Source organism: Polaribacter sp. Z014 (genome assembly GCF_023555435.1).
In the GTDB taxonomy this organism is placed as follows: domain Bacteria; phylum Bacteroidota; class Bacteroidia; order Flavobacteriales; family Flavobacteriaceae; genus Polaribacter.
The window spans coordinates 90,053-110,774 of sequence record NZ_JALCZP010000003.1; the positions used below are offsets into that span (position 1 = coordinate 90,053).

Consider the following 20,722-nt stretch of genomic DNA (forward strand, 5'->3'; position numbering starts at 1 on the left):
AACTAAAACTACTATTGTAAACTAAGACTGTTTACTTTTTTATACTCTTCCTTTTAAAGCATTAAAAACCCATGCAATACAAAAGAAACCAATACCTACAGTGGCAAAACCCCATCCTGCTACATCCTCGTATCTATAAGCTCCCATTAAAATTAGAATAATTCCCATCAATAGCATTAACATGGTTGCCCATCCTAATACCGTATTTTTATTCATTCCCATAATTCGTAATTCGTTAGTTTGATTGGCAAATATCGGTATTTATTTGATATTGCCCAATTAAAGGCTTTAGTAAAAACCTTTAAAATTAGTAAGTAATAAAGTAACTCGGAATAAAGACTTAGTTTCTTCCAAGTTTACGCACTGCTACCCATTGTTTCATTTTTTCTCTAGAATCACATGCAGGATAACCAACAACTGATTTACCAGCAGGAACATCTGCAATAACACCAGAACCAGCACCTACTTTTGCGCCAGAATGTATGGTAACATGATCTTTTATAGAAGCACTTCCGCCAATAATTACACCATCTCCTAAAGTTACAGAACCCGCTAAACCACTGTGTCCTGCCATAATACAACATCTTCCTAAAACAGAATTATGACCTATTTGCACTAAGTTATCAATCTTACAACCATCACCTAAAATAGTAGAACTAAATTTACCACGATCTACACAAGAGTTCGCACCAATTTCTACGGCATTTCCGATTACAACATTACCTATATGAATAACTTTCACCAAACCTCTACCATCCGGACTTGGTCTATAACCAAAGCCGTCTGCTCCAATACTCACATTTATATGAAAAATACAATGACTACCTATTTTACTGCGTTCTCTTATAACGGTTCCAGACCAAATTACAGTCTCGTTGCCAATTGTGGTATCATCAAAAATTGAAACATTAGGATATACTGTTACATTATCTCCTAAAACTACATTTTTACCGATATAAGAATTTGCACCTATTTTACAACCTTTTCCTAATTTTACCGTTTTATCTATCACCGCCGATGGATGAATATCTGTTTCAAAATAAGGAGATTCTGGTTCAAAAGCTTCTAATAAAATGGCCATTGCCAAATCTGGACTCTTCACTTTTATAAATGCTTTTCCTTCTTCTGGTTGTATTTTTATTCCTTCATACACAATTGCAATACTGGCGTTTGAGTTTTCCCACAAACGTGCATATTTAGAATTCCCTATAAAAGTAACATTCCCTTTTATAGCATTCTCTATTTGCTCTGGAGCGTGAATACTATCTTTACAATTTCCAATTTGTTCACCCTTTACAAGTGATGTTATTTCTTCAACAGTGAATGATTTCATAGATAATTTTAAATTTTTTCTAAATGTACTATAATATTTGTTAAAACAAGAAAATCCTATGATAACATAGGATTTTATAAACTTATTGTCTTCTCATTCCGCCACCTCTACTCGGTCTTTCTTCTCTATTATTATTCTGAGGCCTTTTAGGTTGTAGACTTTTTATTTTGTTTTTCTGATAAAACACCTCTTAGAATTTCATTGAGCTCTTTTTCATGTTCGTGCACCTTAACTTTTATTGGTCCAGTGACTTCCTTAACTTTTTCTCTTATGTTTTTACTACTTTCACTATCTCTTTCTTTAGACATTGAGTTCATTAAAAGATCTAAGTCTGTAAATTTGGTAGCATTTAAGAATAAAATTTCTTTTACTTTAAAATTATAATTTCTTAATGCTTTGGTTACTGAATATTTTTTGTCATCATCTTTAATCTTAACTTTCTTTATCACCTCATCAACATCATAATAAAAAATACCCGCAATTTCTTTTGCACTCAGTTTTTTAACCTCTTTTGTTTGATTCAATTCTGGGTTTTGTCCTTGTCCTTGTCCTGATGCTCCTCCTCTTCTTCCTCCTGAATGTTGAGCACTAAACTGAACACTTACTAACAACATCGCAACAAATAATAGATTTTTCATAAATAATATTTTATAATTATTATAATTATATGCAAATATTGAAAAAAACTTGTTTTAATCGATCTACTCAATCTACTTTAACATTTATTTAAAGTTTTGCAGCTAATCTTACTCCTTGATTTATAGCTCTTTTTGCGTCTAGTTCACTTGCAAAATCTGCACCACCAATTACATGCACTTTTTTGTTAATGTCTAATAAAGGTTGATATAATTCTTTAAAAGGAACTTGCCCCGCACAAATAACAATGTTGTCTACTTTTAAAATTTTTGCTTCTTCATTCTGAACATAATGCAAACCTTCGTCATCTATTTTGGTGTAGGAAACCTCACCAATAAATTGGACTTTCTTTTTCTTTAACGTAGATCTATGAATCCAACCAGTAGTTTTACCTAGATTCCCACCAAATTTCCCTTTGCTTCTTTTAAACATAAAGACTTCTCTTGGTGACGGCTCAAATTCTGGTTTCACTTCTTCAATTCCTGCTCTAGCTTCTAAACTTTTATCTATTCCCCATTCTTTTAACCAAGCATCAATATTTAAGGATGTAGCTTCTCCTTCATGAGTTAAATATTCCGAAACGTCAAAACCAATTCCACCTGCTCCAATTACGGCAACACGTTTTCCTACTGGTTTTTTCAATTTCAAAACATCAATATAACTTAATACTTTTGGGTGATTGATGCCTTCTATTTTTAATTCTCTCGGTTTAATTCCCGTAGCAATCACAATTTCATCAAAATCTGACTCTTTTAAGCCTTCTACAGAAACCCTGGTATTTAAAACTACCGTTACATTATGGAGTTCTATTTGTTTGTTAAAATAACGCAACGTTTCATAAAACTCCTCTTTTCCCGGAATTTGTTTTGCTATATTAAACTGCCCACCAATTTCTTTGTCTGCATCAAATAAAGTAACGATATGCCCTCTTTGCGCCGCAATTGTAGCCGCTGCTAATCCTGCAGGACCTGCACCTACAACAGCAATTTTCTTTTTGAATACAGTTTCATAATAATTCAATTCTGTTTCATGACAGGCTCTAGGATTCACCAAACAACTTGCTACTTTCTGTTGAAATACATGATCTAAACAAGCCTGATTACAACCAATACACGTATTTATTTCATCACTTTTATCTGCTTCTGCCTTATTAACCCATTCTGGATCCGCCAAAAAAGGACGCGCCATAGAAATCATATCTGCATCTCCTACTGCCAATATTTTTTCTGCCGTTTCGGGCATATTTATTCTGTTAGAAGTGATTAAAGGAATCGATAATTCTTCTTTCATTTTTTTAGTCACCCACGTAAATGCTGCTCTAGGAACTGATGTTGCGATGGTTGGTATTCTTGCCTCGTGCCAACCGATACCTGTATTTATAATCGTTGCTCCTGCTTTTTCTATCTCTTTACCCAATTGAACTACTTCTTCCCAAGAAGAACCATTTTCTACCAAATCTAACATTGATAATCGGTAAATAATAATAAATTCTTCGCCAACTGCTTCTCTTGTTTGTTTTACCAATTCTATGGGTAAACGCATTCTGTTTGCATAATCTCCTCCGTAATTGTCGGTTCTTTTATTGGTTCTTTTTACAATAAATTGATTAATTAAATACCCTTCGGATCCCATAATTTCAACGCCATCATAACCTGCTTCTTTAGATAATTTTGCAGAATTTACAAAATCTCTAATGGTTCTTTTAATTCCTGATTGTTTTAACTTAAAAGGTTTAAATGGTGATATTGGTGATTTTATTTTTGATGGAGCTACATTAAAAGGATGATAACCATAACGGCCTGCATGTAATATTTGCATACAAATCTTTCCTCCTTCTTTATGAACAGCTGCTGTTATCTTTTGATGTTCTTTCGCATGCTTTTTAGTTGACATTCTTGCAGAAAAAGGCGCTGTCCAGCCTTGTATGTTGGGCGCTATTCCTCCAGTAACAATTAATCCAACTCCGCCTTTTGCTCTTTCTGCATAATACGCCGCAATTCTTTCTACACCATTTTTTTCTTCTTCTAAACCGGTATGCATAGAACCCATTAGAATTCTATTTTTTAAAGTTGTGAATCCTAAATCTAATGGTTCAAAAATGTGCTTATATTTCATAATCTTGGAATTAAATTTACTATGCATGCATAATACTTTGCAAGATATGTTTATTTTCTGAAAAGAAAAAGCCAAAGAATTTGATTCTTATTGCTTACATTTTTTTACTTTTTCTTCTTTTGTTAATTCAACATTAGTTATAGCCTACTTTATTATTTTCTAGACCTCTTAATAAAAATTCATTCATCTATAAAATACAAGTCATGGAATTGTACACACTGCTCGCACTACTTTTCATAGCTTCTCTAATTTTAAGCATAAACAAACGGGCAGTATTTCTATCACACTAAAACGAATTGCAATATACCTAACGGAAAGACTTTTAGTACTTGTACTCATTTAAAAAACGATAAAAAAATTCTCTAACACCAAGCTTTACCTTATAAAAAAGTGTCTTTGAGATTTAAGATTTCTAGTGAGAACAAATATTACAAGTACGTGAAAAATAATTTCTTATCCGAGATTTATTTATGACCTCAATCGACACATTTAAAGCCGTCTTTACACTTTTTATCTGCCAAATATTTCTTACAATCTTCAAACGTTCTAAATCCATCAACAAAATCTAGAAGGTTTTTACCTTTAAATATATTCGATAAAAAAAGAAAATAAACATTTTACGCTCTATTTTAGGTAAACCAGTGTAGTTAAAAGGTAATATTGAGTAAGAACTAACCTAGCATATAATTTAATTTTATAATCATAATTAACTAATATTTTAATATCTATAAACCTTTTATTATGAAAAAAAATTACTTTAAAACTTTATTGATGTTTGTTGTGCTTTTTACATCAATCAAAATAACTGCACAGCAAGGACCTACACTTTACCAATTTACAGCCGATGCTCAATCTTGGGTTAAAGGATATGGTACAGGAATCGTAGGTTGGGATGATGGAACTTCTACACCTACTTCTGATGGTGCTTTAACGCTTGATAGAACTATTGATGGTACAACAAACAACAACGCCAATATTAGAAGAGGACAAGGTGGTGACGATGCTTTTATTGTTTTAGATGCAGATGTTTACAACTACATTAAAGTAAGAGTATTCAACCAAACAGAGGCTGTAAATATTCAAGTTAGAGGAGAGTTCAGAGCTGCAGGAACTACAGATACTCCTGTTGCTATTACTACTCAAGACAACAATGGTGTCTTAATAGCAACAGAACCAGGTGGTTTTCAAACTGCATACCTTGATATATCTGCACTAACAGGTGAAATTACCACGTTAGATTTATTATTTAGAGCTAGTAGTGCTTTAACAGATCCAACAGGAGCTAAATTATATATTGATGAAATCGAGTTTTTAACTGATGTACCTCCATCTACCTATTCCGAATTTATTAAAAACCCTAGTTTCGATGATGCTGTAGGTGGTTATACTTTTAAAGGTAATACAACTCAATTAGAAAGAGAATTATCTTATGATTATGCAAAAGATGGAGATAGAAGTTTTAAATGTACTTTTGCTAAAAATCAAGATGCTCAATTTTGGTATTTTAATGATTTTTCTCAGCCTTATGCTGCAGGCGTTATAACCGATGGAAAACAAGCCAAAGTAAAAATGTGGGTAAGATCTACTAGAACAACACCTATAAGTATTTCAGTAAGATTAAAAACTACCAATGCTGCTGGAGGAAATTCTCAGTTATCTGGTGGTGGTTGGCCAACTGCATCTGCAAGTACTAGTGGAACAGCAGATACTTGGGAAGAATTAACTTTTACAATTCCTCTTCCTCAAGACCATACAGATCCAGCTTCAGAAATACGTAATATAGAAATGTGGCTAGGTTATATAAATAACGAAGAAAATGTAGCTTTAAACGGTGTAGCTGGAGACGTTGTTTACTTTGACCAAATGACTGCTGTTATAGAAGATGCTGCAACAGCAGGTGTGAGTTCTCAACAATTAGAAAATGTAAACATGTATCCAAACCCTGTAGAAAATAAATTATTTATTAATTCTAAAGAAACGCTTAATAAAGTTGAAATATTTAACTTATTAGGTAAAAAAGTACTTTCTACAACAAATACAAAATCTATTGATGTTTCTTCTTTAAGCAAGTCTGTTTATTTAGTTAAAATATCTTCAGACAAAGGAATTTCTACAAAGAAATTAGTTAAAAACTAAATATCCCCCCAATTACATACTTTAAAAAGGCTAACAATTTAAAATTGTTAGCCTTTTTTTTTATATTTATTCTCTACTTAACTTTATTTAAAAAGAATTTAATTTAACAAAATACAATCCACCTCCCAAAACATCTTCTTTTTCTTCTTCTTTGGCAGTAGATATATACAAGTTATTATCATTATCAAAACAACACGATGTAACGTTTGTACAAGGTAATTTTACTTCTTCTAATCTTTCTCCGTTTAAAGGATTCCATTTAGAGATACATGCTCCTCCCCATTCGGCAATCCATAACATTCCGTTTTTATCAATACACATTCCGTCAGGAAAACTATCCTCTTTTAATTCTATTACAAAAGACATAAAATCTACTTCTCCAGTTTCTATATCATAAGAGTATTTTGCAACCTTCTTTGTTGGTGTATCAATAAAGTACAAAAACTTATTATCTGTAGAAAAAGCTAAACCATTAGAAATAGTAGTGTTTTTTATAATGGTTTTAGATTCTCCTTTATAATAAGAATAAACATTTCCTACACCTTCTTTTACTTCTGGATATCCCATAGTACCAATGATAATTCTACCAATTGGATCAGAAATTCCATCGTTATATCTAACAAGTTTGTCAATATCAATTTGAAAAGCAAATTCCTTTTCTATTGTATTAAAGTCTACTTTAAAAAATCCGTCTTTAGACGAAACTAAAATTACTTTTTTTTCTATAAAATAAATACAACTTACAGGTGAATCTAGTTTCATGCTCAGAATCTCTTTAGTTGCCGGGTTATAGCAATAAACCAAACAATCTAAAATGGAAACAAAGTATAATAAATTATTTCCTTTATCAAAAACAGGACCTTCTAAAAGTTCTGAATTAGAGTGAAAAATTAAAGATGAAATCATAAAATATTTTTTTGTTTTATTTGTTATATATATTCTCCTGCTGTTATTCTTATCTTAGATCCGGTTGTCATCGCAGAATCATCAGAAATAAGATACATTACTGCAGGTACAGGATCCTTAGGAGTTAACATACGCCCCATAGGAAGTATAGCTGCTGCTTTATTTTTTAATTCTTCAGCACTTATTCCTTCTTCTTTTCTTAACTCTAACTCTCCTTCTGTATGTGTCCAACCCATTACTACATAATTAGATCGAATTCCAAATCCTGCATAATGACGTGCAATATGTCTAGAAAGAGTATAAAGCGTCCCTTTAGTAAGAGCATAAGCTGTTCTATCAATTTGACCATAATCCATATGAGCAGAACCAAAAAAGACAATAGAACCACCAGTACCTTGTTCTTTCATTACTTTTATAACATGTTTTATTAAAAAATAAGGAGCTTTAAGATTCACATTAAAAACGCTATCATAAACATCCTCTTCTGTATCGGTTAATGAAGCCACAGGTGTAATTCCAGAATATATAACCAAAGCATCAATACTACCAAATTTCTTTTTTGTTTGAATAACAAAGTTCTCAAGTTCATCTATAGAATTTAAATCAATTCTATGAAAATAGAGTTTATCTTCAGCCTTTAAAGATTTGATAATTTCTTTAGCTTCTTCTTCTTTGCGGCTACAAAAGGCAACATTATAACCTTTATCTAAAGATGCTTTTAGAATCTCTTTACCAACTCCTCTATTCCCACCAACAATCATTACTGTTTTCATAAATAAATATAATTTTATATTTGTTGCGTAAAACTCTAAATATTCTATTTAGAAAAAGTCTTTAAGAGTCATTTATATGTTATTCTCAGTAAAACTATTTTTAACAACCACATCAAATCACATCATAAAACATTGATTTTTAATGTTTAAAAAAACAGAAATTAATAAATACAGTAAACATTTAGATTAAAGCAATAAAAGTTTTCATTTACTTACAGATACAAAAATAGAACCCTTAAGAACTTCTTTTTACCTTTGATATATGACCTTTGTTGTCTTGGATTATTTTAGAAAAAAAAATATTAGCCTAATGTAAACACTAACAAAATTTGAAAGTGTTACATCTTAATAACTTAAAAATAGAATTTATGAACGATTTAAAAATTGTTAAAATAGAATTATTTAAAGTGCCACCACGTTGGTTATTTCTTAAAATAACTACCCAATCTGGTATTATTGGTTGGGGAGAACCTGTTATAGAAGGTAAGGCCGATTCTGTTGCTGCATGCGTAAAAGAATTAGAAAAATTTTTAATTGGTAAAGACGCAAGTAAAATAGAGGATATATGGCAAATTCTATATAGAGGTGGATTCTATAGAGGAGGTGCAATCTTAATGAGTGCTATTTCTGGTATAGACCAAGCTTTATGGGATATAAAAGGAAAACACTTAGGTGTACCAGTGCACGAACTTTTAGGAGGTGCTGTTCGTGATAAAATGAAAATGTATTGTTGGATCGGTGGAGACAATCCGGATGTTGTATTAGAACAAGCACATCAAAAAGTAAAAGATGGCTTTAAAGCCGTAAAAATGAATGCTACTGGGGCAATGGAATGGGTATCTTCTATGAAGGATGTTAAAAAAGTAGCTCATAACATTAAACTTTTAAGAGAAGAATTCGGATATGATTTAGATATCGGTTTAGATTTTCATGGTAGAGTTCACAAACCAATGGTAAAACGATTGATAGACGAATTGGCTCCTTATGAACCATTGTTTATTGAAGAACCTGTATTAACAGAAAACAATGATGCCTTAAAGCATATATACGGATATACAAGTATTCCTATTGCTACTGGAGAACGTATGTTTTCTAGATGGGATTTTAAAGAAATATTACACCAAGGTGTTGTAGATATTATTCAACCAGATTTAAGTCATGCAGGTGGTATTTCTGAAGTAAGACGAATTGCTACTATGGCAGAAGCTTATGATATTACTTTAGCCCCTCACTGTCCACTTGGACCTGTAGCCTTAGCATCTTGTTTACATGTAGATTTTGTGTCTTCTAACGCAATTATTCAAGAAAGCAGTATTGGTATACATTATAATAAAGGATATGACATCTTAGATTATATGTCTAATCCAGAAGTATTTGATGTAAAAGATGGTTATATCGATTTACTTAAAAAACCAGGTTTAGGTGTAGATATTGATGAAGATAAATTACGTGAAGCTCAAAAAATAGGACATGATTGGTCTAACCCTATTTGGAGACATGAAGACGGAAGTTTTGCTGAATGGTAAACCGTTAATGATTTAACTTTCTTTTTTAAGAAAGAATTTTATAAAATGAGTAAAATGCATTGCTAAGAATAATCTTAGTGTTGTGTTTTACTCATTTTTTTTTGATAAACGTTCTATTGACTTTTACATTTATCCAAATGAATTTTATGATGTCGCTAAAACAATTAAAAACCCAAATGTTTTCCTGAGCTTGTCGAAGGAGAAATAAAGTCTTCGACAAGCACGGAAAGACATGTCTTTTTTAAAATTAGAAAAGTCAAAAACTAAAAAAGTATTTTAAAGCAACTTAAAATAGTTAGATGAATATAAAAAAATAATTATGTAAAATATTCAATTCTATCAGTGAGATAAAAAAAAATTAAACAAAAAAAAACCTTTTAGATAACTCTAAAAGGTTTTTTTACTAAATATTATTTTTAACAATAACTATCGTTTCATAAAAAGATACGTTTTACTGTTATCCTTTTAATTGTTTTGTAATATCTTTAAAAGTATTCATTACTAAACCAACATCTACAGCATAAGAAATATATTGTACACCTATTTCTTTCCACATTTTTGCTTTTTCTGGAGTCTCTGTAAAAGTACCTACAAACTTACCGTACTTTTTAGCAGTTTCTACAGCACCTTTCATCGCATCCACTACTTTAGGGTTATTAACATCACCAGGAACTCCACAAGATTGAGATAAATCATAAGGACCTAAAAAGATCACATCAATACCATCTACTTGTACAATTTCTTCTAGGTTATTAATACCTTCCATTCCTTCGATATGGATAATTGTTGTAATATTATCATTTGCTTTTCCAAAATGATCTGCACCGCTAATATTTGTATATTCTGCAGCTCTTACATAACGACACATCCCTCTTTCTCCTTTCGGATAAAACTTAGTAGATTTCACTAATCTATCAGCGTCTGCTTTTGTGCATATTTGAGGTACTTGAATACATTTTGCGCCAATATCTAAAGTTCTTAAAATTAAAGTTTCAGAATTTTCCGTAACTCTAACCACAGGTGTAATTCCTCTAGCTTCGGCTGCTCTAATCATATTCTGAGCAGATTCTATACTATAAGGACCATGTTCCATATCTATGATCACAAAATCGAAACCACTTAAAGCCGCAATTTCTACAATTGCTGGATCTTGTATTTTACAGAAGGGACCATATAAAGTTTCTCCTTCTTTTAAACTGTTTTGTAATAAATTTTTCGCCATAATTTATAATGCTGATGTAATACGTTTTTTAACTAAATAATCATCTAATGCAAGGTGAGAACAATCGTGACCTATTCCACTATTCTTAAATCCTCCGTGTGGCAAATATATGGCATATTTTACACCATTTATATGAATTTCTCCAAATTCTAAGTCTTCTGTAAATCTTTCTATTCTTTTGTTATTATTTGTAAAAATATAAGACGCTAAACCAAATTCTGTATCGTTTGCTAATTCTAAAACTTCATCGTCAGTATCAAAAGACATAATACCTGCAACAGGCCCAAAAGTCTCTTCTCTAAACAATTTCATCTCAGTTGTAATACCAGAAACTACGGTTGGTTGCATCCAATATCCACCTTTAGGTAAATCTTCAGGAATTTTACCTCCATATTCTAAAGTTGCTCCTTTACTAACAGCATCTTCAACTAATTCAAACATTCTATCTCTAGCATCACTAGAAGCCAATGGCCCCATAAAAACACCTTCGTTTTCTTTAACTCCAAAACCAATTTTTAATTCTGATGCTCTTTTTACGTATTCTTTTAAGAATTTATCATAAATATTTTTATGAACAAATATTCTGTTGGCAGCTACACAAATTTGACCTGTATTATGGAACCTTAAGATAATTGCTAAGTTTAAAGCTGTTTCTATATCTGCATCTTCAAAAACAATGAAAGGAGCATTTCCTCCTAATTCCATTCCTAATTTTTTGATAGATGTTGTACTATCTGCAATAATTCTTTGACCAGTTTGTGTAGAACCAATCATGGTAATTACAGCTGGTATTGTACTTGTAGTCATTGGTGTTGCCACCTCTCTACTAGAACCTGCTAAAATTGTAACCACTCCTGCAGGGAAATTAATGCTTTCTAAAATTTCACCAACCATATATGCAGATAAAGGCGATAATGTTGATGGTTTAATGATTAAGGAGCATCCAGAAGCTAATGCTGGCCCAATTTTATACCCAACATTTAATAATGGAAAATTCCATGCTAAGTATGCTAAAGCAACACCTGCTGGTTTAGAAATCATTTTATGAGTGTGCGTTCCTTCATAATCTGGAATTTGCTCTTCTCTTAAATTTTTCATTGCATTAGGATACCATTCTAATGCTTCTGTAAGTCTATCAATATCTTCTTCAGAACCTGCATAGGTTTTCCCCATTTCATGCACCATGGCATCTCTAAGTTCATCCGATTTTTCTAAAATTGCATCACGCAATTTTAGCATCCAAACTGTTCTTTCTGATAAAGATAATTTAGACCAATATTTAAATCCTTTTTGTGAAGATATCAATGCTTTTTCTGCATCTGCTTTACCCGCTTTTGCAACTTGAGCAATTACCTCTCCTGTTGCAGGACAAATAACATCTTCTCTTTCTCCACTTTCTGCATCAACTAATTTACCGTCGATGTATAACTTTTTATATCCGAAGTTTCTAGTCTTCATATGCTTGTTTATTTATTTTATATTTTTTAAACTTCTATTTCATTGGTCGTAGAACTGATACAATACTTACGTAACATATCTTCATCTACGTCAATACCTAAGCCTGGTCTATTTGGTACTTCTAACATACCCTCTTTCATTTCTAATTTTGGAAATGTTAAGTTATCTCTAAGTCCGTTTTCTGTTTGATCAAACTCCATTAGGTAATTTGCTTGATACATTCTACCAGGAATCGCCTCTAAGTTCGCTATAAAATGCAAACCAACATGTAAACCAATAGAAGTTCCCCAAGTATGAGGTATTAAATCGATACCATTTGTACTTGCTAAGGCAGCAATTCTTTTTGCTTCTGTTAAACCTCCACTTGCACAAATATCTGGTTGTAGAATATCTACAGATTTATTTTTGATCAATTCATTAAATCCAAACCGTAAATACTCACATTCTCCACCAGAAATAGGAATCGTAGTTTTTTCTCTTAACTCGCTATATTGTTCATAAAACTCAGGTGAGATAGGTTCTTCAAACCATTTGATATCGTATTTCTCTATTTTTTTTGATAACTCTACAGCTTCTCTAAAAGTATACGCATGATTAGAATCTACCATTAAATCTATATCCGGTCCAATAGTTTCTCTAATAAGTTTTACGTTAGCAACATCTTCTTTAATACCTAAACCTACTTTCATTTTCATGGCTTTAAAACCTTGAGAAACGTATAATTTAGCTTCTTCTACAAAACCATCAGAAAAATTATTGTGATTTGTAAAGTATAAACCTGTTGCATAGGGTTGAATTTTTTTTCTATGAGCACCACCTAATAAAGTTGAAACTGGTAATCCTAAAATTTTTCCTTTTAAATCCCAAATAGCAATATCTATAGCACTAACTGAAGCCATATAGACGCCTCTTCTAGAGAAATCTAAAGTCTTTCGGTACATTTTGTTCCAAATTACTTCATTTTCTAAAGGATTTTCTCCAAGAACAGTTGGTTCTAATAATTTTATACCTGCTTCTACCATTGTAGCAGGACCATAAGCTTCTCCCCAACCGTGTTGACCGTTAGATGCTGTTACTTTAACAATACAGATACAACGCTCTGCATATTCCCATTGTGAAAAGAAAAAACTTTTAGATAAAGTATCTTTAAGAACGAACGCTTCTATTTTTTCTATTGTCATTGTTTAGTTATTTAGTTGACTATTTAGCAATTGTAAATTACAAGACTGTAACCATGCTAAAGTATAAAAGTAATTCTTAAGTTGTTTTTTACCGTCTCCATTTTTATCTAAAACAAATCATATATTACCTTTTTAATTATGAAGTAAAAATTAATTAAACTCCTTAAAACAAAAAAGAGGCTACACCTAGATGCAACCTCTTTTTTAGTATTGAATTAGAGTGTTAATTATAAACTTCTTCTTCAGAAACTTTTACATTAAAAATGGTAGTTCCATCTACAGTTAAGGTTCCATCTCCTGTTGTTTTATCAGCAGATAACACATAATTTATAGTTGTTTCATCATCTAACTTATTTACAGTTACTTCATAAGTTGTATCTGTAGAAGCATCTGTAAAACCAGAAGATGTGTAACTTTCTAGATTTACACTTGAAGAATATTCTACTATTACACTTTTCTCTTTATAAATATTAATTTTAAAAGCTGCATTGGTTCCAGTAATATCTGAAATAGTATATACAGGTGTCAAAGCAATAGTAGATTCTTCAAAATTACTTTCTTCATCACATGAAACAAATGCAATAACAATTGCAAATACCGCTATATATTTTATTATATTTTTCATTATTTTTTCTAATTTAAATTATGGTCTATCTTCTAACTTAATAAGCGTTAACTCATCTAAATACATTAGCTGTTCTGCTGTAGTAATTCCAACATTATCTTCTGCTAAAACTCTTAGTGTAGTTCTTCTTTCTTTATCGCTACTTGTTAAATCTACTGGAATAACAGCTGGCGCATCTGCAAAAACACGCACCCATTTACCTTTTGCGATACTTGATATATCAAAATGTAAATAATCTAAAACAGGATTACCAAATTCCATTCTAAAAGTAGTTAAAGTTGTACCTGGCTCTACATAAACCCAATAAGATACTTGATAAGATCCTGCTGGCATTCCATCTGGGCCATCTGCTAAACCAAAACCAAATAGGTTTACCAATGGTATTGCAACATTAGGTAGCTTATATCTCATACTAGCGCCACCTGCATAAGACTTATCTGTGCTACGTGCCCAAATTTCTTCTCCAGCACCAAACTGACCATTTCCGTTTGCTCCAGGTATAAAAAACTTACCTGTTGCAAAGGCATTATTTATACCACCTCCTTCTGGCTCAAAACTTCCCCAAGAATTAGCTGGTAAAATGTTATTATCAAAATGCATTTGTACTTTTTGATTTGCAAAAGGAGCAAGCTTTCTTTCGTCTGCAGAAAGAATAGTTGATCCATTATATGAAACAGTAATTACATCCGAATTATAAATTGGAGCAGATAATATTAACTCAATAAAAGTAGCATTACCATCTTTTACTCTTGCAGATTGTACAGCAATATCTTGATCAAACCCTTTTGCTGCATTTTTTACATTTACTGTAAAATTAGATTCTTCACCAGAAAATGCTTTTAACTCTCCAGTAACTCTAAACTGTATTACCTCATTTTCATTTTCTGTTAAGGCATTGTCAAAAACAAAAGGTTGTGAAGATTGTATTACTTTTACCTTTAATGGAATAATTTTTTCTACAGAAGCAACTGGTGCATTATCTACAACACCATTTACAGTTTGTACTTGTCTTAAAGATCTTATAGTACCTGCATTATAGGTACCTAATTTGTAAAACTTAACCTCTTGAGATAATTGCGCTAAGGTACCTGATTGATTAGGTACTCCGTCTGGAATTAACCACGTTACTCTATTAGGTCTACCAGTAGTAGATTTATCTACAAAAGTTAACCCTGTTGCCGCTTCTACTTCTATAACTGGCCAAGTACTTTCATCTTTAATATCAGGAATATCTGTTTCTGTAACATTTAATACTTCTGCACCGTCTTTTAAAACTGAAAAAGCAGGTAAAATATTTCCATATACGTCAAACAAGAATTCGACATCCATTACATGTTCATCTCCTTCTGTTGATGAATTTACAACAACATATGCTGCTCTATCCTCCGAAACATTAGGAGTTACTTTTTCAGCAAATTTATTTCTTAATCTAATTTTAGTTAGACCACTTTTACCAAATAAAACATGTGCTTTACTTGCTGAACTAGATAAACTAACACTTTCATTAATAAACTTTGATAAAGTGTCGCTTGAAGTAAATCCTTCTTTTAAGAAGTTATCTCCTTCTTCTAAAATCCATTCGTGACTAGTTGTTCCTTGAGATAAATCGAAGAAAGAAATATAGGTATCTACATTTACTTTAAACTTTGCATCTATATTAGGTCTGTTTGGATCTAAACCAATAAGCCATGAAACATCAGATAAATCATCTGGTGCCGTATAACCTTTATAAGAATCTTCTTCACAACTTAGTAAAGCCAGTAAACTGAAGAAAAGTATATATTTTTTTATGTTTTTCATGATATATATTTTAATTTATGTTTGGGTTTGAGTTAACCTCTGCAAAAGGAATAGGATACGTACCATTTTTAGCTTCATCATAATTTAAATATGGTGTATCATATTCATAATCTACAGCAGTAGAATTTACTGTTGGTAATTCGTTTACTAATGAAGGAAAATTACCTCTTGTAACCGTTTGGTTATTACTTCTTTTTGTATACGTATAATCTACACCATAGTATACTTCATTAGACAATTCTTTTAATCTGTCTTTAAAACCATAATTATCAGATTTTTTCCATCTCTGGAAATCTAAAAATCGAATATCATGCCCTTCTGCTCCCATTTCTAGAGGCTTTTCAACTCTCATTAAACGCTGCATTAGTTCATCTGCCGTATATTCTGGATCTGATTGGTCTTTATCATAAGTACGAGTGGTATCTCCGTTTGGTCTTCCTAAAAGTACCAATCCCCATCTTTTTCTTATCTGATTTATTAATTTTATAGCTCCATCTACATCTCCTGTTTTAATTTTACATTCTGCTTGCATCAACAAAACATCTGCCAATCTATTAAGCGTAATGTTTTTAGTAGAATATGCTTGTCCTCCAGGAATTAGACTTTCACTAGATACAATATCACTATTGGTATATTTTTTCCACCAACCGAAACCCCAATTGGTTCCTCCAAATCTACCGTATTCACTGGTAGTTCCTGTTAAATAATACGTTGTTTCATTATCATCAACAACCGCCATCATAGAAGAGTTTCTTAATGGTACGCTTCTTAAACTAACTAAAGATGTGTTAGGGTCCGTATAATAGTTTCTAGAATCTAAAGGATCCATAGGTTCTGATTTATACGCATTAACAATCCAAGCTGGACCAACTGCAGAACGCGTTTGTGCTGTACGAACATTTACCCAGTTTGTACCAGAATCTCCATCCCAAGGAGCTAAGTCTAATCTTGCATTTTCTTCAGAAAAATTAATTTCTAAAATTGATTCGCTATTAAACTCACCAGCGGTTGTAAACATTTTTGTTAAATCTGTTTCTAAAGAATATCCATGATTATTAATTACATCATCAAAATAAACCATTGCTTTACTGTAGTCTAATTCGTATAAATAACTGGTTCCTAAAATTGTTGCAGCTGCACCAGAAGTTACTTTTGCCAAATCATTATCTGGGTATTCTCCTCTTTTATACAAGTTTGCATACGCATATTCTAAATCTTCTCTAACAAAACTAATTACATCTGAAGCTGGAGATAATGCTTTTGAAAAATCTTCATTTGTAGCAGGAACTGCATCTCTTATTATAATACTTCCATTATTAAAAGTAGTGTATAAATAAAAGTGAAATAATCCTCTAAAGAAACGAGCTTGCGCCATTTGAGAAGTCCATTCAGCTTGATCTGTTGCTGTCTCTTTTATATTATTTAAAGCTTCAATTACTTGGTTTGCTCTAAAAATACCCAAATAAGTATCTTGCCATTTATTTAAAATTGCCAAAGTACTTCCATTATATAAGTGTAAGTAGAAATCTTCTGTATTGTTTGGATTTGGGCGACCATAACCAGGATATCCCATATCTGAACGTAACATTTCTTCAAACTTATTTAAAATAGCTGGTTTATGTAATGTTTGATAAACAGCACTTAACCCTGTTTTTGTTTCCGCTAAGTTTCTCCAATAACTATCTGTAGAGATTAAGTTTGGATTCTTTTCTTCTAAGAATTCATCTGAATTACATGAGGTTAAAATACCTAAGGTAAAAATGAATATGAAATATTTAAAAATTAATTGTTTCATCACAAATAAATTTATATTAAATTAAAAATTAATGTTTACCCCTAACATATATTGTGAGGATATTGGTCCAGTATTTTTATCTAAACCTCTTGCTTGTATACCACCGCCTACTTCTGGGTTATAACCAGAATATTTAGTTATGGTTAATGGGTTTTGAGCTCTTACGTAAAAACGTAATCTACTAAGTCCCATTTTTTCTAAAGTCTTTTTAGGAAAACTATACCCCATAGAAACTTGTCTTAATCTTAAGTAAGAACCATCTTCTAACCAAAGATCACTATATCCTAAAAAGTTGTTATGTCTTGTTACATCATTTCTGTAAGTAGGTACTGTAGAGTTTTGATTTTGTGGAGACCATTGATAAATTTGATCTTTATGTCTACCAAAACCATATGCCCAAGCATCAAAACCATTCATTATCTCTTGCCCTAATGCAGCATACCAATTCATTGAGAAATCCCAATTTTTATAGTTTGCATTAAACGTATATCCTAATTCATATTCAGGTAAACCACTACCGCTATAAACTCTGTCTGATTCATCTAAAACGCCATCATTGTTTTGGTCTATAAATTTAGTATCTCCCATTCTAGCATTTCTATCAATATTGCTTTGGTATTCTGCTAATTTTACTTCTGTATCTAAAATACCATCTGTTCTCCATAGGAAAAAAGCTGCTGCTTCACGCCCTACGGCCAATGCTGTAACTCTAGATTGTTGTGGTGCTCTACCCACTAGACCATTATCTGTAGTTAACTGAAATTTAGTATCTCCACTAATTTTTGTAACTTCATTTTGGTTTGTAGAAAAAGTACCATTCATTCTATATCTAACATTTCCTACTTTTCCTCTAAATCCTAATGCTAATTCTAAACCAGAATTAACCATATCTCCAACATTTAAAACTACGGTTGCATTGTTACCTCCACCCGCTGAATTAGGAATAAAAACAGGAAACAACATGTTTGATTTATCTGAATGATAATATTCTGCCGAAAGTGTTAATCTATTTCTTAAGAATCCAAAATCGAATCCAATATTCTGCTGCGTTGTTTCTTCCCATTTTAAAACTCTATTTACAAAGTTTTCTTGAGTAGCTCCTAAACTAACTGCTCCTGTAGAAGATGCGTAATTAATATCTTGAGAAATCCCTGCAGAATATAAATAATCTCCAATTCTATCTACACCAACTGTACCTTGACTTAATCTAAGTCTAAAGTTATTTACAGTTCCTTTATATTTATCCCAAAAAGGTTCATCAGAAACATTCCAAGCTAATGCGATTGATGGAAATGTACCCCATCTATTATCTACCGGAAATTTAGAAGATCCATCTCTACGTAAACTAGAACTTAAAATATATTTCCCTTTATAACTGTATTGAAGTCTACCTATTAAACCAATTCTAGTTTGAGTATAATCATTTCCTGAAGAAACAAACTGAGTTCCTGTTGCTCCATTTAACACTTGTACATCATCATTAGTAGCACCATTTCTAGTTGCAGTAAAGGCTTCACTTGTGTTTTTTGCTCCAGAAATAAAAGCGGTAAGTGTAAGATCATGATCTTCGGCAAACACTTTATTATAGATTGCACCAAATTCTGCTACTAAATTGGTAGTAAACCTAGTTCTATTAGATACAAAACTATCTTCTGGCTGACTTTGTAATACTGGTGGATTTTGATTATTATAAATTTCTTGATACGGTCTGTAAATTTTACCAATACTATTAATAGAAGTAATACCTAAATTACTAGAAAGATTTAAATGTTCTGTTGCCTGATACTTTAAATTAAGTGTTGCTGCAGATCTTGTAGTTTTATAATTATTAGTAGTTCTTAAACTTTCAATAACCCAACCTAATCTATTTACATCATCTCCACCTTGAGACAATTCATCTAAATTATCTAAATTTACACCATTTTGAGTAGGTCTATACACAATAGATTGTGATAAAAGATTTCCTTGAGGAATATCTCTACTATCTGTATTCATAGAAACACTAGATTGAATTCTTAGCTTATTTTTTTCATAAACTGTACTTGCTCTAATATTAAAACGATTATATCCCGAATTAATCTGTAGTCCATCTTGACTAAAAAACCCTGCAGAAACATTATAAGTGATATCTTCTGTACCTCCAGAAACATTTACATTATAATCTTGTGTTGGTACATCATTAGTAAAAATTAAATCGCTTAAGTTAGTTTCATTTAAAAAAGTTCTTGGTTGTTGTAAAATCTGTAAACTAACTTGATCATCATAACCTCCATTTACATTTCTATTTTGAACAACATCAAAATAAGTTTGCTCTACAGAATTCATTAAAGGCACTGCTGCTCTTCTATGTTGTATTGCATAACTAGCATTTACTCTAACTTGTAAAGAACCTGGTTTACCTTGTTTAGTTGTAATTAAAATTACACCTGTAGCTCCACGAACTCCATAAATAGCAGTTGATGCAGCATCTTTTAATACGTTAATAGTTTCTACATCTGAAGGTGGAATTCCTGGATCTCCATCTTGTATAACGCCATCTACAACATATAAAGGAGTATTATCTCCAGACAAAGAAGTAACACCTCTAATTAATATTTCTGATGTTCCTCCTGGTTCTGAAGAAGAAACAATATTTACACCAGATACTTGTCCCTGTAAAGCCGATCCTAAATCAGAACTAACAACACTCTGTATGTCTTCTGCTTTTACTTGAACTACGGCACCCGTTATTTCTTTCTTTTTAACGGCTCCATACCCAATTACTACTATTTCTTGTAGGCTTTCTACAGACGGATCTAAAACAACATTCATCGTTGCATTTTTAACCTTTAAAACTTTCTGCGTCATACCAATGTAACTAAACTCTAAAAGATCTCCAACATTGGCTTTAATAGAGAAAAGTCCATCAAAATCGGTTGAAACACCATTTTTTGTACCTTTTACAACAACACTTACTCCTGGTATTGGCCCCTGATCTTCAGAACTTGTTACGGTTCCGGATACCTTAATTGACTGCGCATTGGAGCTAAACTGACACAACAGCGCAAAGAGTAAAAGCAAGAAACTACCTGCCTTGGCTTTACTCAATAATAAATTTAAAATTTTCATGTATTTAATTTTGAATTTGATTGAATTTGTTTGCTTTTGTAAACTCTTATGATAAAAAAACCAACTATTAATTATATAGTCTACATTTTTTAACATAAAATTACGATT

At 31.7% G+C, this 20,722-nt stretch carries 15 protein-coding genes; 2 read left to right on the forward strand and 13 right to left on the reverse strand.

What is annotated here, in order from left to right; all coding sequences use genetic code 11:
* Positions 1 to 39 precede the first annotated feature (39 nt).
* The 4 genes from MPF19_RS05805 to MPF19_RS05820 form a co-directional block, all read right to left on the reverse strand.
* Positions 40 to 222, reverse strand: coding sequence for a CAL67264 family membrane protein (locus MPF19_RS05805; protein ID WP_158838407.1), 183 nt, complete (start codon positions 220 to 222; stop codon positions 40 to 42).
* Positions 223 to 340: 118 nt separating this feature from the next.
* Positions 341 to 1,333: a UDP-3-O-(3-hydroxymyristoyl)glucosamine N-acyltransferase gene (lpxD, locus tag MPF19_RS05810; RefSeq protein WP_249987167.1), complete on the reverse strand. Its 993-nt coding sequence runs from the start codon at positions 1,331 to 1,333 to the stop codon at positions 341 to 343.
* Between the two features lie 146 nt (positions 1,334 to 1,479).
* Positions 1,480 to 1,971: a hypothetical protein gene (locus MPF19_RS05815; protein WP_249987169.1), complete on the reverse strand. Its 492-nt coding sequence runs from the start codon at positions 1,969 to 1,971 to the stop codon at positions 1,480 to 1,482.
* An 88-nt stretch (positions 1,972 to 2,059) separates the two neighbouring features.
* Entirely contained in the window at positions 2,060 to 4,084 is a 2,025-nt protein-coding gene (locus tag MPF19_RS05820; RefSeq protein ID WP_249987171.1) for an NADPH-dependent 2,4-dienoyl-CoA reductase, read from the reverse strand.
* Between the two features lie 741 nt (positions 4,085 to 4,825).
* On the opposite strand from MPF19_RS05820, the gene MPF19_RS05825 reads away from it, so the two are divergent.
* The gene (locus tag MPF19_RS05825; protein WP_249987173.1) at positions 4,826 to 6,220 is read left to right on the forward strand and encodes a T9SS type A sorting domain-containing protein; all 1,395 of its coding nucleotides are present in this window, start codon (positions 4,826 to 4,828) and stop codon (positions 6,218 to 6,220) included.
* An 87-nt stretch (positions 6,221 to 6,307) separates the two neighbouring features.
* Here the strand turns inward: MPF19_RS05825 and MPF19_RS05830 are convergent, their stop codons facing one another.
* Positions 6,308 to 7,126 carry an SMP-30/gluconolactonase/LRE family protein gene (locus MPF19_RS05830; protein WP_203394731.1) on the reverse strand — a complete coding sequence of 273 codons (819 nt, stop codon included), beginning with the start codon at positions 7,124 to 7,126 and terminating at the stop codon, positions 6,308 to 6,310.
* Positions 7,127 to 7,149: 23 nt separating this feature from the next.
* On the reverse strand, positions 7,150 to 7,899 hold the full coding sequence (locus MPF19_RS05835) for an SDR family NAD(P)-dependent oxidoreductase (protein WP_203394732.1): 750 nt from the start codon (positions 7,897 to 7,899) through the stop codon (positions 7,150 to 7,152).
* A gap of 368 nt (positions 7,900 to 8,267) precedes the next feature.
* Between MPF19_RS05835 and dgoD the strand changes: the two genes are divergently transcribed.
* On the forward strand, positions 8,268 to 9,425 hold the full coding sequence (dgoD, locus tag MPF19_RS05840; RefSeq protein WP_203394733.1) for a galactonate dehydratase: 1,158 nt from the start codon (positions 8,268 to 8,270) through the stop codon (positions 9,423 to 9,425).
* A gap of 457 nt (positions 9,426 to 9,882) precedes the next feature.
* On the opposite strand, the gene MPF19_RS05845 is transcribed toward dgoD, so the two are convergent.
* From MPF19_RS05845 to MPF19_RS05875, 7 genes are all read right to left on the reverse strand, one after another.
* Entirely contained in the window at positions 9,883 to 10,647 is a 765-nt protein-coding gene (locus MPF19_RS05845; RefSeq protein WP_203393455.1) for an HpcH/HpaI aldolase family protein, read from the reverse strand.
* A gap of 3 nt (positions 10,648 to 10,650) precedes the next feature.
* Positions 10,651 to 12,105, reverse strand: a complete 1,455-nt coding sequence (locus MPF19_RS05850; protein WP_203393456.1) for an NAD-dependent succinate-semialdehyde dehydrogenase — start codon at positions 12,103 to 12,105, stop codon at positions 10,651 to 10,653.
* A 26-nt stretch (positions 12,106 to 12,131) separates the two neighbouring features.
* Entirely contained in the window at positions 12,132 to 13,286 is a 1,155-nt protein-coding gene (locus MPF19_RS05855) for a mandelate racemase/muconate lactonizing enzyme family protein (protein WP_249987175.1), read from the reverse strand.
* A gap of 223 nt (positions 13,287 to 13,509) precedes the next feature.
* A complete protein-coding gene (locus MPF19_RS05860; RefSeq protein ID WP_249987177.1) occupies positions 13,510 to 13,911 on the reverse strand; it encodes a hypothetical protein in 402 nt (133 codons plus the stop codon).
* A gap of 18 nt (positions 13,912 to 13,929) precedes the next feature.
* Positions 13,930 to 15,711, reverse strand: a complete 1,782-nt coding sequence (locus MPF19_RS05865) for a SwmB domain-containing protein (protein ID WP_203393459.1) — start codon at positions 15,709 to 15,711, stop codon at positions 13,930 to 13,932.
* Positions 15,712 to 15,721: 10 nt separating this feature from the next.
* Positions 15,722 to 17,506 (reverse strand): RagB/SusD family nutrient uptake outer membrane protein, encoded by a 1,785-nt coding sequence (locus MPF19_RS05870; protein WP_203393460.1) that lies wholly within the window; start codon positions 17,504 to 17,506, stop codon positions 15,722 to 15,724.
* Between the two features lie 21 nt (positions 17,507 to 17,527).
* Entirely contained in the window at positions 17,528 to 20,614 is a 3,087-nt protein-coding gene (locus tag MPF19_RS05875; RefSeq protein WP_203393461.1) for a SusC/RagA family TonB-linked outer membrane protein, read from the reverse strand.
* Positions 20,615 to 20,722 lie beyond the last annotated feature (108 nt).

What these genes read in the sequence shown, in the direction of transcription:
- MPF19_RS05805 (WP_158838407.1), bottom strand. Translation starts at nt 222, where the DNA reads ATGGGAATGAATAAAAATACGGTATTAGGATGGGCAACCATGTTAATG.
- lpxD (WP_249987167.1), bottom strand. Translation starts at nt 1,333, where the DNA reads ATGAAATCATTCACTGTTGAAGAAATAACATCACTTGTAAAGGGTGAA.
- MPF19_RS05815 (WP_249987169.1), bottom strand. Translation starts at nt 1,971, where the DNA reads ATGAAAAATCTATTATTTGTTGCGATGTTGTTAGTAAGTGTTCAGTTT.
- MPF19_RS05820 (WP_249987171.1), bottom strand. Translation starts at nt 4,084, where the DNA reads ATGAAATATAAGCACATTTTTGAACCATTAGATTTAGGATTCACAACT.
- MPF19_RS05825 (WP_249987173.1), top strand. Translation starts at nt 4,826, where the DNA reads ATGAAAAAAAATTACTTTAAAACTTTATTGATGTTTGTTGTGCTTTTT.
- MPF19_RS05830 (WP_203394731.1), bottom strand. Translation starts at nt 7,126, where the DNA reads ATGATTTCATCTTTAATTTTTCACTCTAATTCAGAACTTTTAGAAGGT.
- MPF19_RS05835 (WP_203394732.1), bottom strand. Translation starts at nt 7,899, where the DNA reads ATGAAAACAGTAATGATTGTTGGTGGGAATAGAGGAGTTGGTAAAGAG.
- dgoD (WP_203394733.1), top strand. Translation starts at nt 8,268, where the DNA reads ATGAACGATTTAAAAATTGTTAAAATAGAATTATTTAAAGTGCCACCA.
- MPF19_RS05845 (WP_203393455.1), bottom strand. Translation starts at nt 10,647, where the DNA reads ATGGCGAAAAATTTATTACAAAACAGTTTAAAAGAAGGAGAAACTTTA.
- MPF19_RS05850 (WP_203393456.1), bottom strand. Translation starts at nt 12,105, where the DNA reads ATGAAGACTAGAAACTTCGGATATAAAAAGTTATACATCGACGGTAAA.
- MPF19_RS05855 (WP_249987175.1), bottom strand. Translation starts at nt 13,286, where the DNA reads ATGACAATAGAAAAAATAGAAGCGTTCGTTCTTAAAGATACTTTATCT.
- MPF19_RS05860 (WP_249987177.1), bottom strand. Translation starts at nt 13,911, where the DNA reads ATGAAAAATATAATAAAATATATAGCGGTATTTGCAATTGTTATTGCA.
- MPF19_RS05865 (WP_203393459.1), bottom strand. Translation starts at nt 15,711, where the DNA reads ATGAAAAACATAAAAAAATATATACTTTTCTTCAGTTTACTGGCTTTA.
- MPF19_RS05870 (WP_203393460.1), bottom strand. Translation starts at nt 17,506, where the DNA reads ATGAAACAATTAATTTTTAAATATTTCATATTCATTTTTACCTTAGGT.
- MPF19_RS05875 (WP_203393461.1), bottom strand. Translation starts at nt 20,614, where the DNA reads ATGAAAATTTTAAATTTATTATTGAGTAAAGCCAAGGCAGGTAGTTTC.